This is a genomic window from Paenibacillus sp. FSL R5-0341, assembly GCF_037975235.1.
GTDB classification, from domain to species: domain Bacteria; phylum Bacillota; class Bacilli; order Paenibacillales; family Paenibacillaceae; genus Paenibacillus; species Paenibacillus amylolyticus_A.
The window spans coordinates 3,801,506-3,814,284 of record NZ_CP150241.1 but is presented as its reverse complement, the minus strand read 5'-3'; the positions used below and the strand labels follow the sequence as shown (position 1 = coordinate 3,814,284).

General features: G+C 42.6%; 12 protein-coding genes. 10 read left to right on the top strand and 2 right to left on the bottom strand.

Features of this window, described 5'->3' with window-relative positions:
* The first annotated feature begins 57 nt into the window (after positions 1 to 57).
* The 5 genes from MKX75_RS17035 to MKX75_RS17015 all read left to right on the top strand — a co-directional run bounded on the left by MKX75_RS17035 (position 58) and on the right by MKX75_RS17015 (position 5,429).
* Positions 58 to 1,743, top strand: coding sequence for a DNA cytosine methyltransferase (locus MKX75_RS17035; RefSeq protein WP_339166133.1), 1,686 nt, complete (start codon positions 58 to 60; stop codon positions 1,741 to 1,743).
* A 58-nt stretch (positions 1,744 to 1,801) separates the two neighbouring features.
* Positions 1,802 to 2,614 carry a DNA adenine methylase gene (locus MKX75_RS17030; RefSeq protein WP_339166132.1) on the top strand — a complete coding sequence of 271 codons (813 nt, stop codon included), beginning with the start codon at positions 1,802 to 1,804 and terminating at the stop codon, positions 2,612 to 2,614.
* A 358-nt stretch (positions 2,615 to 2,972) separates the two neighbouring features.
* Complete coding sequence (locus tag MKX75_RS17025; protein ID WP_339166131.1) at positions 2,973 to 4,085, top strand: transposase; 1,113 nt, start codon at positions 2,973 to 2,975, stop codon at positions 4,083 to 4,085.
* Positions 4,086 to 4,357: 272 nt separating this feature from the next.
* Positions 4,358 to 4,987, top strand: a complete 630-nt coding sequence (locus tag MKX75_RS17020; RefSeq protein ID WP_339166130.1) for a hypothetical protein — start codon at positions 4,358 to 4,360, stop codon at positions 4,985 to 4,987.
* Between the two features lie 172 nt (positions 4,988 to 5,159).
* Positions 5,160 to 5,429 (top strand): DUF3892 domain-containing protein, encoded by a 270-nt coding sequence (locus tag MKX75_RS17015; protein ID WP_339166129.1) that lies wholly within the window; start codon positions 5,160 to 5,162, stop codon positions 5,427 to 5,429.
* 46 nt (positions 5,430 to 5,475) lie between these two features.
* On the opposite strand, the gene MKX75_RS17010 is transcribed toward MKX75_RS17015, so the two are convergent.
* Positions 5,476 to 5,655 (bottom strand): hypothetical protein, encoded by a 180-nt coding sequence (locus MKX75_RS17010; RefSeq protein ID WP_339166128.1) that lies wholly within the window; start codon positions 5,653 to 5,655, stop codon positions 5,476 to 5,478.
* Between the two features lie 966 nt (positions 5,656 to 6,621).
* Here MKX75_RS17010 and MKX75_RS17005 point away from each other — a divergent pair.
* The 4 genes from MKX75_RS17005 to MKX75_RS16990 all read left to right on the top strand — a co-directional run bounded on the left by MKX75_RS17005 (position 6,622) and on the right by MKX75_RS16990 (position 10,445).
* A complete protein-coding gene (locus tag MKX75_RS17005) occupies positions 6,622 to 7,176 on the top strand; it encodes a tyrosine-type recombinase/integrase (protein ID WP_339166127.1) in 555 nt (184 codons plus the stop codon).
* 258 nt (positions 7,177 to 7,434) lie between these two features.
* A complete protein-coding gene (gene terS, locus MKX75_RS17000; RefSeq protein WP_062834966.1) occupies positions 7,435 to 8,163 on the top strand; it encodes a phage terminase small subunit in 729 nt (242 codons plus the stop codon).
* A gap of 46 nt (positions 8,164 to 8,209) precedes the next feature.
* Positions 8,210 to 9,610: a DEAD/DEAH box helicase family protein gene (locus MKX75_RS16995; RefSeq protein WP_339170504.1), complete on the top strand. Its 1,401-nt coding sequence runs from the start codon at positions 8,210 to 8,212 to the stop codon at positions 9,608 to 9,610.
* Positions 9,611 to 9,758: 148 nt separating this feature from the next.
* Positions 9,759 to 10,445, top strand: coding sequence for a hypothetical protein (locus tag MKX75_RS16990; protein WP_339166126.1), 687 nt, complete (start codon positions 9,759 to 9,761; stop codon positions 10,443 to 10,445).
* Positions 10,446 to 11,212: 767 nt separating this feature from the next.
* On the opposite strand, the gene MKX75_RS16985 is transcribed toward MKX75_RS16990, so the two are convergent.
* Positions 11,213 to 11,779, bottom strand: coding sequence for a hypothetical protein (locus tag MKX75_RS16985; protein WP_062834963.1), 567 nt, complete (start codon positions 11,777 to 11,779; stop codon positions 11,213 to 11,215).
* A 332-nt stretch (positions 11,780 to 12,111) separates the two neighbouring features.
* Between MKX75_RS16985 and MKX75_RS16980 the strand changes: the two genes are divergently transcribed.
* A complete protein-coding gene (locus tag MKX75_RS16980; protein ID WP_339166124.1) occupies positions 12,112 to 12,372 on the top strand; it encodes a hypothetical protein in 261 nt (86 codons plus the stop codon).
* Positions 12,373 to 12,779 lie beyond the last annotated feature (407 nt).

Below are 12,779 nucleotides of genomic sequence, written 5' to 3'. Positions count from 1 at the left end.
AGTTCTCTTAACAACGAAAATTAAAGACTATTAGGGGATAGGGAGGGGATATAGCATATGAAAGAAATCATCGTTGATAATTTCGCAGGCGGTGGCGGAGCTAGTACGGGAATTGAGCTGGCAACCGGACGCAGTGTAGATATAGCAATTAATCACGACCCAGCAGCTATTGCAATGCATGAGGTCAATCACCCAGATACGGAGCACTATTGTGAATCTGTGTGGGAAGTGAACCCGGTTGAAGCGGTAAAAGGTCGTCCGGTGGGTCTGGCATGGTTCAGTCCAGATTGCAAACACTTCTCCAAGGCTAAAGGAGGCAAGCCGGTTGCAAAAGAGATCCGCGGTTTGGCATGGGTCGCCGTTCGGTGGGCAGCAACGGTTAAACCGAGGGTTATCATGCTGGAAAACGTGGAGGAATTCACGACATGGGGTCCGTTAACAGCAGATGGTTACCCAGACAAGGAACAGAAGGGCCGGACGTTTAGAACGTTTGTGAATGCCCTTCGGCGACAGGGATACAAAGTTGAGTGGAAAGAGCTGAGGGCATGTGATTACGGAGCGCCTACAATTCGCAAGCGTCTGTTCATGGTTGCACGGAGGGATGGGCGTCCTATTGTCTGGCCCGAACCGACACATGGGGCACCTAACAGTCCGGAAGTAAAGGCAGGCAAGCGTCTGCCATGGAGAACGGCAGCAGAAATAATTGATTGGTCCATTCCTTGTCCTTCCATCTTTGAACGTAAGAAGGAACTGGCTGATAACACTATGAGACGTATTGCGAGAGGAATTCAGAAATTCGTAATCGATAACCCTGATCCGTTTATCATGCGTGTTAATTTCTCTGGAAGTAATCACCATTACTGCGATTCTATCGAAGAGCCATTGAAGACGATAACGGCCAAGAACGGATGGGGATTGGTTACACCATATATTGCGCGGATCGGTCAGACGGGATATGCCGGAGATCGGTTGCAATACAAGGTAACGGACCCGCTGACAACCATCACAACAAAAGCTGAACACCTTCTTGTTAGTCCTACATTGATCGAGATTGGTTATGGCGAGGGACCAGGTCAAGCGCCGAGAGTTCCAGGCTTGCAAAAGCCACTCGGTACAGTAGTAGCCGGCGGACGCAAGCATGCGGTTGTAGCAGCTCACATTGCTCGGCACTTTGGAGAATCAATTGGCAGCTCAGTGGATGAACCGATTGGAACAGTTACTGCCGGAGGTGGCGGGAAAAGCGCCATAGTCACAAGTCACCTGGTCAAGATGCGTGGGACCAATACGGGGCAACCGGTTACGGACCCACTTCAAACCATCACGGCAGGCGGATTACATTTCGGAGAGGTTAGAGCATTCCTTCTTAAATATTATGGTAACGCAGATAACGGTCAGACAGTCGACCAGCCGTTACACACCATAACAACCAAGGATCGGTTCGGGCTTGTGACAATTCAAGGTGTTGATTACCAAATTATCGATATCGGTATGCGGATGCTTGAGCCACACGAATTATTTGCAGCTCAAGGGTTTCCGAGCAACTACACCATCGCAGTCGATGCCAACGGACAGAAGTATTCAAAAAGTGCTCAGGTTGCACGCTGCGGTAACGCAGTACCACCACCGTTCGCTCAAGCATTGGTAAGGGCGAATCTGCCGGAGCTCTGCACAGGATCGGGAAACAACCTGACTCTTGAACGTTACGCAGAGCAGGAGCAAGGACAAATGGCATTCAGCATGTAGCACCCCATAACAGAGGAAGGGAATACCCTCCCTTCCCACCACACAAAGGAGCGGAGACATGCAAGCAACGAGAAGCCCGTTAATATGGTTTGGCGGAAAGAGTAAATACGCAGACCACATCATCAGTCGCTTTCCCAAGCATCGGAAGTATGTGGAGCCGTTCGGCGGTGCAGCTCACGTTATTGCTCAGAAGCAACGGATAACACATGAGGTGTACAACGATATTGACGGTCTGGTCGTGAATTTCATCATGCAGAACATACGGGATCCGGAACGACTTCAGGCAGCGTGTGAAGCATTACCTTATAGTCGGCAATTATTCGAGACCTGGAAACGTGAACCGATGCCAGATGATCCATTTGAACGTGCGGTGAGATTCTTTTATCTCAATCGATCTGCAATCGGGAAAGGCAACGCAGAAGAGGTGCCGCAGACAGGATGGAGACACAGCACAGTTTCTGGCCAGAGTCCGGCAAACGGATATCTCAGCGCCTGCAAGCTAATTACAAACTTCGCTGAACGGATGAAAGGCGTGATGATCGAGCACACCGACTTCCGGACCATTATTCAGAAATATGACGATGAACACACATTGTTCTATGTTGATCCACCTTACGTGGGCAGAGAGAAGTATTACGCTGGAGGATTTACCGAGGACGATCATCGGGACCTATCGCAACTGCTGCACAACGTCAAAGGAAAAGTGGTCCTGTCTTATTACGACGATCCTTTGATACAAGAAATGTATTCAGACTTTACTCGAGATCCTTTCGAAGCACATAAACAGGTGGTTGGTGATTCGAACATGCGCAGAGATACTACGGAAATGCTGCTTATGAACTTTGATAACCGCCAACTGACACTATTTTGAGGGTTTAGGCCCACCAAAGGAGAGATAACACATGAACCAAGCGGATAAAGAGAACGTTGAAGAAATTCGAGAGATGTTGGTTGCCTGCTTGAAGAAGAGGGGTACCACATACCGCATTCTAGATTTGCAAACGACAACCTTTCAGGATTCAAGATTGTGTTGCGATCAGGGGCCACAGTAGAAATATTAATGCACTTTTGATCTTGGAGGCTCCGGCCTCTAACCAAGGAGGGATACAGATGGCAGGCATACCGATCAAAACGCTTCTGGCTCACTTTTACAGGCACCGCGCTGCAAGCTGGCTGTGGTACGATAATATAAATGATTATAGTACACTTTAACTAAAGGTGGTGATTAAATGATTCTAGCTAAAAAGGTTAGAATTCGACCAACTCCTGAGCAGGAGCAGCAATTGTGGCGTTCGGCAGGGACGGCTCGCTGGGTGTACAACTTGACGCTTGCCCGGCAAATAGAGAATTACCAGAATGGCGGGAAGTTCTTGCACGATGGCGTACTGCGAAAAGAGTTGACGCAACTCAAGCAGCGAGAAGAATATGCTTGGCTGTACGATGTGTCCAACAATGTAGCGAAACAAGCCGTAAAAGATGCTTGCGATGCCTACAAGAAGATGTTCAAAGGACAATCCAAGAAACCGAAGTTCAAGATCAAGAAGCGCTCCAAACCAGCGTTCTACAACGATACAGTCAAGTTCAAGGTCAAAGACAGTAAGGTCTTACTCGAAAAAATAGGCTGGGTGGCAACTTCTGAACAACTTCCAGAATCGGACAAGTACAGCAATCCGCGAGTATCATTTGACGGTAAGTATTGGTACGTATCCGTAGGTATTGAGCAGGAGCAAGAAAGCCCTGAACTGTCGGACGAGGCGATTGGTATTGATGTAGGTATTAAAGAACTGGCGGTCTGCAGTAACGGAATGGTGTTTAAGAACATCAACAAGACAGCCGTCGTAAGAAAGACGGAGAAACGATTGCGGAGGTTACAACGCAAAGTTTCCCGCAAATACGAAATGAATAAGGAAGGAAGCCGTTTCGTCAAGACATGTAACATTGTAAAAGTCGAAAATTCCATTCGTTTGCTTCATCGGAGAATAACTAATATCCGTGGCAATCACATTCATCAAGCAACAAACGCGATAGCGAAAACCAAGCCTAGCGCCGTTGTGATGGAAGACTTGAATGTGAAAGGGATGATGAAGAACCGATACTTGAGCAAAGCAATTGCAGGGCAAAAACTGCATGAGTTTACCCGACAAATGAAATACAAGTGTGAGAAGATAGGCGCAAGGTTTATCCAAGCCGACAGGTGGTTCTCTTCATCGAAATTGTGTTCGTGTTGTGGGCGAATCAAGAAAGACTTGAAATTATCTGATCGTACCTATGAATGCGATTGCGGATTCATTATTGACCGAGATATGAACGCGGCAATCAATTTATCAAAATTGGCGAATTAACACTTACACGTTATCGCTAATATGTAGGATTCGTTGCATCCGAATTTACGCCCTTGGAGTGTTATATCAAACAAAAGTAGTCTCTGGACAAAATTGGGCACGAGGAAAAGGGAAGCAAACAAGGATTGTTTAGATTTATACAACTCTTGGCAACGGATATATAGATGACACAAAAAAAATAAATCAAAAAAAACAAAAAACAACAACATAAATAAAAAACAACAAAAAGAGATAAGGAAAATTTTCCTGATCACCTTTGAGGAGGTAAAGCATTGAATAACGATGATGTAGTTGTAGTAGTCAACAGAGAAGATGTCGAGGATACCAATAAAATCATTCAACTAAACTTTTTCTCGGACGTGGATGAAGTGGATATCCGTAAAACAAAGTGGTTGCTCGGAAAATATGTAGACATGATAGACATCATTCAAAATTATGAATATGCACTTAAACAGATCGAGAATGGAATGTCGGCGTATGAGTTACTGTCCGCAGAGGGATCGGTTGCGAAACGTGAATCAGGTCATGAATTGACTGCTGATGTCACTGCAAACGCTGTTATCATGAAGGATAAGCGGCATGCCAACTACGAGCTATACGTGTTTATATCCAACAATGTCCGATTTGCTATAAACAACTTAAAAGATGTACACGAAGGTGTAGCAGCAAGATTGTTATTCTTGGAAGGAAAGAAATACTTGAAAGCGCAAGAATACATGGAAAAAGGTTATCGCAAGGACGTTCCTGGCATCGCGGCGACTACATTTGCAGATAAGCGGCGCAGGGCCATAGCCAACATTGCTAACAGTTTGAAATTTAATAGGACATTAGATTTTGTAACGATTGATTATGGGAGAGGACGGAATAACGAAGGAGAAATAGGCTTGCTTATCTCGAAATGAAAGGCGCGAAAGGACCTGTCAGCACTGTTGTTGATGGGGCTTTTTCTCTGTTAATTAAAAGATTTTAACGATTAGTCTTCGTTACACGAATTAACTAAAAAATAGTAAATTATTCCTATTCATATTACTCCTGTTCTACTAAAATAGTATAGAGAGAGGAGGTGGAATACATATGGCTGAAAGTCAAGTTGTAGCTGTTAGAGTAAGTCCTCCAGGGACTGCAGAACATCACATCACAGATTTTCGTTTGGATACTGGTATTGAGATGCCTAAGTTAAGTATGATTGTCTATATTCAAATGAACTCCAAAGCTTTCTATACTTATGCGGATAACCAGAAAGCATATCTTGAAGTAGCAAGAACTCCTGACGGCGTACCTTACGTTAGAAGTGAATCAGATTCGACTATTAATAACAACTTATTACACTTACCGAGGTTCTAATCTTCATAGCCATACGGTAAATACCGCTTCTCAATGGTGACGCGGGCTACGTCTGTCTTGTCATTAGCGCCTTGAACTTGCGATGGATGGAAGTGCCACAAGTGTTAATCGCATCATCATGAGTTAAATGTGGGCTTCCATTCACCGTTCTGGGCGTCCATCCCTCATACGATACACAAGATAGAATCGATCTTAACCACTTCCCGCCGTCGTTTTTTTTCTTCATCACATGTCCTCCTAATAAAAAAGGACCCCGCGGTCGGCAGAATCCTCATCTTGTGTTGTTTTTGCCTAAACACCAAAGATATCGATTTTGTAAAAGAATAGGTAAAAGAAAAAGACACTCGTATGAGCGTCCCTATCCTGATATAATTTAATTTGTACAGCCAATTTGTGGTGGGTATAGACAAGCCTCCAGTGGGAGGTGATGACTATGAACTTCGCTTTTTCGGATGTTATCATGTTCGCAACGTTTGTTATTGCGCTCCTGACATACATTGACCGTAAAAGAATGTAACCCGCCACAGGTATCGAGCCAACGTGCGGGCTAATTCTTCTGATTGTGCAACAGACTCGGAGATAATCCCACCACAAATACTGTAGAGGAGTAGCCATTGGCGTGGCTACTCCTATTTTGTCTTACTTTCATTTTATTAAACATCTGTAGAACTTACAACCATATTATTTATGTGTTATTGAACACATTCTACGCACATTTTATACGCACCTACCTCAACGCAGCCAGTTGAACTTCGAGGTTTGCGAGTAAGGCTTGTTGTTCGGTGAGTGTTTATTGTGATTATCAAAGAACACTCGCTCCCCCTCCCCATAACGATATGTAAAATCCTTCATACGTAAAGTTAATGCTTGTTTAAGAGTGGCATACTCAACTAAGGAAATTATTTCTTGGCGTGGTAGTCACAAAAACGAAGTAATTCCGAATAAAATGCATGTTATCTTAAATCCATATAATAACGTAAATGAGAAGGTCGCTCTTTTGAGCGGCCTTTTTGCATTGGAGGGAAGAACGTGGAGGGCAACTATTTCAGTAGAAATGAACCGGCTATTCCAAGGGTATCGGACAAGCAGCCGGAACTATGTCGTGGGTGTGGATGGGGTACATGGACAGGAGTGAATCAATTATGCATGCTACCATCTCCTAAAAAATCTAAACTGAAAGGGGTGAAATGTAATGAAATTCGTACAACCCATCCGTGATCCAGTGAAGTTAAAGACGATAAAGATTAATCTAAAAGAAAAGAATGAGAGGAACTATATCCTTTTTCAAGTCGGTACTAATACCGGATTTCGGATATCGGACATATTGCCATTAAGAGTCAGGGACGTTAAGGGAAGTCACATTCTGATATATGAAAGTAAAACAGGGAAAGAGAAGAAGGTTTTGATTCGTAAATCACTGCGCAAGGATCTGGATGCATACATTGCAGGAAAAATGGACTGGGAGTACTTATTTCCTAGTCGCAATAGAAAATCAACTTCTGATCAGAAACCGATCACCAGGAGTATGGCTTACAAAATCATCAGAGATGCGGCTGTTGAAGTTGGATTAACTGAAATAGGCACGCATTCAATGAGGAAAACCTTTGGGCACAAATTTTACAACGAAAAGAAGGATATAGCGTTACTAATGGATCTATTCAATCACACAGAAGAAAAGGTGACTTTAAGATACATTGGCATCCTTCAGGACACCTTGGACGATGCATTAGAGGACTTTGAGCTGTAACGAATTCACTTCAAACAGGTAATGATGAATTCAAAATGGGGAAAACGGTAGAAAACTGGTAGTGAAAAGGAATCTGAGCAATTAAGTAATTACACACAATACGTATTAAGGAGAACTTGATTGACATTTTATAGCTGGTTAAGGCTGGTTGTGCCAAGGAATATGGCGTCCAACCGCTCAAACTCATTCGTAACGTTTGACTATTACTGACCTTAAATAGGAATTCCAACTCAATTAGATGAAAGTGGTGATAATTTTGTGAGCAGGAAGCAGAATCCGAATCGTAAGAAGGCGTTCAAAATTTGGAAAGATAGTGGCGCTGTAATGAAGCCGAAAGAGATTGCAGAAAAGTTGGGAATAACACCTGAATCGGTCCGGAAGTGGAAATCACTGGATCAATGGGAAGGGAAGATTGCGAACGCTAAACCTGGTGCTCCTCGTGGTAATCAGAATGCTAAAGGCAACAGAGGTGGTAAAGGAGGTCCGCTCGGCAATCAGAAAGCTGTGACACATGGATTGTTCCGTAAGTTCGAGCCGCAAGATCCTGAGTATCTAGAACTCATAGATATCGTTCAGCAAATGGAACCTATAGACATGATCTGGCATAACATCACCCAGGGATTCCGTAAAATCATTTGGGCGCAACGTATCTTCTTCATCAAAGACAAAGAGGATATGACCAAAGAGTTGAAAAAAGAGAAACCAGGTGAGTATGGAGATGAATATGAATGGGAAATTCAATTCGCTTGGGATAAATACGCTAGTTTCATTAAAGCAGAGGCCACGGTCATGCGCGAGATTAGGGGAGCCATCAAACAATTCCTTGATATTGCACCGCAGGAAGATGAACGCAGATTGAAACTGGATCAGATGCAGGCCAAAGTTGATAAAACCCGCCTTGAGATCGAGAAACTGAAGAACGGTGATGGAGATACCGAGGATGACCTCATAGAAGATTGGGTAAAGGCGGTGGAGTCTGGTGAGTAAAGAGTCTCCACAAACAAAACGCCGCTTTGCTGCATTCAAAAAACGTATTCCAGAGTACCGGAAGAACCCGGTTCTTTTTTGTGTGGAATTACTGAAATTCACTCCTGATGAGTGGCAGGCAGAAGTGTTAATGGATATAGCGGGAAGTCCACGGGTGTCGGTGCGATCTGGACAGGGTGTGGGGAAGACCGGTCTTGAGGCTGCGGTGGCATTATGGTTTCTATCATGTTTCCCGTTTCCGAAAGTTATCTGTACAGCTCCTACACGTCAGCAGCTACATGATGTACTTTGGGCAGAGATAAGTAAATGGCAAGAGAAGAGTCCTCTGCTCAAGCGAATACTCAAATGGACTAAAACGAAGATTTACATGCGAAATTATGAGGAACGATGGTTTGCTACAGCCCGGACAGCAACTAAACCTGAGAACATGCAAGGTTTCCATGAAGACTACATGCTGTTCATCGTAGACGAAGCTTCTGGGGTTGAAGATCGTATCATGGAAGCAATCCTGGGTACGCTCTCAGGTGAATACAATAAGCTGCTTATGTGTGGTAACCCAACCCGAACCAGCGGAGTATTTTATGATTCTCACAACCGAGATCGTGCTGACTACAATACACATAAAGTATCCTGTTTGAACAGTCCTCGTACAAGTAAAGAGAACATAGCTATGCTTGAACGCAAATACGGTAAAGGATCTGATGTATGGCGTGTCCGGGTTGAAGGTGAGTTCCCACGAGGGGAATCCGAAACATTTATTGCGTTGGAAGTGGCTGAATTCGCTGCCAAGGAAGTAAATCTTTCTCCAGTCGGTGACATCTTGACGATTGGCTGTGACGTTGCTCGTTTTGGTGACGATGAGACGTCCATTTACGCAGGGATAGGGCCGGTAACAGTTGGACAGCATCATCATTTCAAGAAAGATACTATGGTCACTGCCGGCTGGGTTTTGAATTTGATAAGGGACTTGTTGCCACATTACCCGGAAGTTGTCCATACGAGAATCAGGATTGATGATACCGGCGTGGGTGGTGGAGTGACGGATCGACTGAATGAGATTATTGCCGAAGAAGGGCTTCCTTATGAAGTAATTCCGATAAATAACGGATCATCCTCATTGGATGAACATTACGGAAATTTAGGCGCAGAAATGTGGGCATCCATAAAAGGACAATTGGAGCAGAACATGAGCAATTACATGAATGGTGATCTTGCTGTTTTACAATTGCCTGATGATGATGTACTTACTTCTCAATTGACCGCAAGAAAATGGTCAATGACCAGTAAGGGGAAGATACTACTTGAGAGTAAGAAGGACATGAAAAAGCGCGGATTAAAGTCGCCTGACAGGGCAGACGCATATGTACTCACTTTCGGAGAATATTTGCTGGGAACACCTCAGTCTATGATGCTTCCCGCAATAGGAGGTGTGACAATAAAAAGATAACATTAACAGCAGTGGAGTGAGATATACGCTCAAGGATATTCGTGCAAAGAAACGATCAGTGAGAGCAGGGGCGAAACTATTTCGCCCTATTTTATTGAGTGATCAGTCATTTTCATGTAATAGTTAAATGGGTAGATGGTATAATAACTTGAAGATTACAAAATTTTCATTAGAAAGGGGAGTAGCGGTGCGTAAAATTATTTTATTTTTAATTGTTATAGTGCTTGTTTGTTCAGCTTGTACAATGTTTAATGCATACGAAGGATACATGAGAAAAGCCAAAGATTCTATGAAGGAAGGTAAATACGAGGAAACACTGGAGTACATACAAAACGCTTTGATAGAAGAGCCTAATAGTAAAGATGCAGCAGCCTTAAAAACAATGGCGAAAGAGGCACTACTGAGGGAAAATAATAAGGCAGAGACAAAGAGATTTAATGAAGTTATAGAACCAATATACGAGAGACTTGTTGCTATAACAGAAGGTATAAATGAGGATGCTTCAAACTTATCCGTTTCCGAAGCTAAATCATTACTTCCCGAGCTGGAACAAATAAAAAAAGAGTTATCAGGGATGTCTAAAGAATGGAGTCAATCGGATGTTTACTCAAACACATTTCAATATCTTAATGGTGCATCTGAAGATTTGAAGTTATGTCTCACTGCAATAATTGAGGATGTTTCGGAACCAATTGAATTAAACGGAGACCATAGTAGATCAAATATTGTCACTCAAACTTTAAAGAGCAATGATTCGAAAATAAGAGCCCGCTTGTCATTTTATGACTATACCAGCAAAATGGAAAGTTTCTATGCTGGCATACCAACTAAATGAGGTCCTTAATTATTTGGTCCAAATATGAACCTTACTTGACCTCATATTGAGACTATGTTGAACTCCATATGACCATTTTTCCGTGATACATTAGGAGACATAGAAAAAGGCGCGAATGAAGCGTACGGCTGCACAATGTGGTACATGACCAGGGGTCGCTCCTCTCCTCTCCTTTTCTATATTCAGCAAAGAGCAAAGGGAAGTTTCTGCCTATGTTCCTTCGATTGTTATACTGTTTACAACGCAGACAAGGAAGCGGAATTTATTCGGATGGATGAAGCGCTTGAAATTGTAATGAATAGACTCTCAAGTTCATAACGTGAAGTTATTCAGCGCAGTTACCTGGATAATGAGGGGGAGTTCGATTATATTAGTTGCGGAGAGATGGGAATAAGTGAAAGCACATTTAGAAGAATTAAGCTTGAAGCGGTGAGTGTACTTGCAAGTGCGCTGGGCTTAGAAGTCATACAAGAGCAAGCAAAGGAAGGCGTTTGTTGATTTATATTAAAAGCAGGGTAGGACTGATGTATTAACCAGTCTACCCTGCTTTTTTTAGAGTATCGTTGTTACTTCTTTTTAGTAGGCATCTTAATCACAAAGAACAACAAAGATAAGAAGAATAGAGCCTGTGAGATAGTTACCAGTAATCTGATTCCTTCACCGGAATCTTTTATACCAAATAGAATATCGATTATGGATACCAAACCTGTAGATATGAGTATAAACAGTGCGAGTATGTACACGTTTAGTCCTCCCTAAGTTCGATTTTATAGCAGGAAGAAGACAATCGCTCTTGCAGCTGGATCACTTAACCATCCCGGAACTCCAATGGACTGTAAGGCATTAGAAAGACCATCTTCTGCAGTACCTGAGAAATCTACCATGATATCCAAAGCTTGCATCAGTACTTGATAGCTGAGGTATGTTTTCAAAGTAGTTTTTGCACCAGCTGTCAATGGTAATTTATCTACGTACACTTTAATCTGTTCATTCCAAGCACGTGACCCAACGTTTTTGAGTTTTTTGATTAATTCTTGTGCTACTTCTTTTGCCAGTTTTGTTTTCCAACCAAGCGTACCTACTTCTCCAGCAGCAGTAGTCATTCCTAGTTCAGAACCAACAGTTCTAAAAAGAGCGTTGTAATCAACTTGTCTTAATTCTAATTCAGTTCTGGCATCTTTGTTAATAGGACCAGTGGGCAATTCAATTTGTGTCCCTGTGTTGACAGGTAAAGTGCCATTAGCAACTTGAGCGCTGGCAAAAGCGGGTAGTGTAAATGATGACAGTAAGAGTGCGGAAAGTGATGCGATTCCCAGTTGCTTAATTTTTTTCATAGATTCAGACCTCTTTTCATAAAATTTAGTTGTTACAGGAATATTATAGCACTAGCAATCTATCAAACACAAATTATAGGAATATAACCTTAAATTTTACATTAAGTTTACAAAGTGTTCTCTTGAAATTGTTGACTGATTAATGACCTTATTTTGAATGAATAGTGATCGTTCGCTGGACTTTAGACGTGATATATTTGTATTGTTGAAATCGAGCGAGAATGAAACGCACAGCTGCAACAGCAGCATATGACTGGGGCGTTCCTCTTCTCGCCTTTTCTATTTAACCTTCTCCCGGTTTAAGCTATATTTAATACAAAGGAGATGGTCACATGATGCTGGTGAGTTGGATAATTAATATGGTGGGAATAGTGATTTCAGGGATAGGTTCCTGGTATGCATACAAGGGAGCACCGAGAGATACAATTGGATTAGAGAATAATTATTCATTTCCACATACCAGGGAAGAAGCAGGAGAAATGTTCAAAGATTTTAGTAATCGTCAGAAGTTCTCACAACGCGGATTTAAACTTTTGATTATAGGATTTGCACTTCTTGCAGTTGCTCAGTTATTTGTTTTCCCTTCTAACTGAAATTAATGAGTAAAACAGAGGATGGGGTAGAAAACGTTAAGAATTAGTGCAATGAGTGTAAGTTTTGAAGTTGACTACTGTTTGGAATGATAAGTAAAATGGCCTTGTTCTTCCTCTATAGTTACATAGTACGTATGCATTTAAAAGCAAAGAGCAAAGTGCATTTGCTGCGGACGGTACGGACGCCATTCTTGTAAAAGCGTCACACCATTCGCCAATAGCGTCATTTTATAGCCAGAAAACGTAATTCAAATAGCCATTATTGTACATATCACAGCCAAAGTCGTTCCTTCACTGGATCGGCTTTTTTTATTGGAGGAATTGAAGTGATCAGCAGAAGACGGAAGAAGATACGCATTCGCCCGAACAAGCAGCCAGAGAAATGCAAAGGTTGTGTGTGGGGTAGA

Coding starts and splice junctions, on each gene's coding strand:
- MKX75_RS17030 (WP_339166132.1), top strand. CDS start 1,802: ATGCAAGCAACGAGAAGCCCGTTAATATGGTTTGGCGGAAAGAGTAAA.
- MKX75_RS17015 (WP_339166129.1), top strand. CDS start 5,160: ATGGCTGAAAGTCAAGTTGTAGCTGTTAGAGTAAGTCCTCCAGGGACT.
- MKX75_RS17025 (WP_339166131.1), top strand. CDS start 2,973: ATGATTCTAGCTAAAAAGGTTAGAATTCGACCAACTCCTGAGCAGGAG.
- MKX75_RS17010 (WP_339166128.1), bottom strand. CDS start 5,655: ATGAAGAAAAAAAACGACGGCGGGAAGTGGTTAAGATCGATTCTATCT.
- MKX75_RS17035 (WP_339166133.1), top strand. CDS start 58: ATGAAAGAAATCATCGTTGATAATTTCGCAGGCGGTGGCGGAGCTAGT.
- MKX75_RS16985 (WP_062834963.1), bottom strand. CDS start 11,779: ATGAAAAAAATTAAGCAACTGGGAATCGCATCACTTTCCGCACTCTTA.
- MKX75_RS16980 (WP_339166124.1), top strand. CDS start 12,112: ATGATGCTGGTGAGTTGGATAATTAATATGGTGGGAATAGTGATTTCA.
- MKX75_RS17005 (WP_339166127.1), top strand. CDS start 6,622: ATGAAATTCGTACAACCCATCCGTGATCCAGTGAAGTTAAAGACGATA.